This is a genomic window from Halomonas sp. AOP27-A1-41 (genome assembly GCF_052378605.1).
Taxonomy (GTDB): domain Bacteria; phylum Pseudomonadota; class Gammaproteobacteria; order Pseudomonadales; family Halomonadaceae; genus Vreelandella; species Vreelandella citrativorans.
In genome coordinates, this window is record NZ_JBQSXT010000058.1 from 1 (window position 1) to 1,212 (window position 1,212).

At 51.2% G+C, this 1,212-nt stretch carries 1 protein-coding gene; it reads left to right on the forward strand.

Annotation, left to right across the window (positions count from 1 at the left end):
* Positions 1–62 precede the first annotated feature (62 nt).
* A protein-coding gene (locus tag ACT3TC_RS17075; protein WP_444641147.1) for an IS3 family transposase occupies positions 63–1,212 on the forward strand; the annotation gives its coding sequence in 2 pieces (ribosomal slippage) (positions 63–300 and positions 300–1,212; 1,151 coding nt annotated over the 2 pieces). This gene is flagged as partial in the annotation.

Consider the following 1,212-nt stretch of genomic DNA (forward strand, 5'->3'; position numbering starts at 1 on the left):
TGAATCGCCCCGGGTTTCGTAGACACCTCTAGGCCTTATACTAAAGGTACCTAGGAGGATCCATGAGCCGTCCCCGTTACACTGAAGAATTCAAAATCGAAGCCGTTAAACAGGTGGTAGAGCGTGGCCATCGAGTTGCCGAGGTCGCTGAGCGTTTGGGCGTGTCAGGCCACAGCTTGTACCACTGGATCAAGCGCTACGATAAGCCGGTAGAACAACGGCAAGAAGACGATGATCTCCAAGCTGAAAACCGTCGTTTAAAGGCTGAATTAAAACGCGTGTCAGAAGAGCGAGATATATTAAAAAAGGCCACCGCGTACTTCGCCAGAGAGTCCGACTGAGGTACGCGTTTATTCAAAAGCATGCGAGTCAATATCCGGTACGGCGCTTGTGCCGCATGATGGCCGTGCATCCTAGTGGCTACTATGCATGGTGTAAAAAAGCACTGTCTAATCGAGACCGGGATGATCAGCGTCTATTGGGATTGATCAAGCATGCGTGGCTTGAAAGTGGCGGTGTATATGGCTATCGCAAGGTCTATCAGGATTTGCGTGAGGCTGGCGAAGCCTGCGGTAAGCACCGAGTGGCCCGCCTGATGCGTAGGGAAGGTTTACGCTCTCAGACGGGCTATCGACGACGCCCTGGCTGCTATGGCGGCGGAAAACCGGCTGTTGTATCACCCAACCATTTAGACCGTCAGTTTGAAGTAACAGCGCCCAATGTTGCTTGGGTGACAGATATTACGTACATCCGAACGTACGAAGGCTGGCTTTACTTAGCGGTGGTGATCGACCTGTTTTCCCGTCAAGTGGTTGGCTGGTCGATGAAGTCTCGTATGACGACGGAGTTAGTGCTGGATGCTTTGTTATCGGCAGTCTGGCGACGCAAGCCACAAGAAACTGTGATGGTGCATTCAGATCAAGGAAGCCAATTCAGCAGCGGAGCTTGGCAAAGCTTTCTGAAAGCCAATCACTTGGTGGGCAGCATGAGTCGGCGTGGTAACTGTCATGATAACGCCGTTGCTGAGAGCTTTTTTCAACTCCTCAAGCGAGAGCGGATCAAGCGACAGATTTATTCGACACGGGAAGCGGCTAGACGCGACGTATTCAATTATATCGAAATGTTTTACAACCCAAAGCGCCGACACGGCACAAGTGATAACTTGTCACCGGTTGAGTATGAAAGGCGTTACTTTAAGAGCCTAACGGGTGT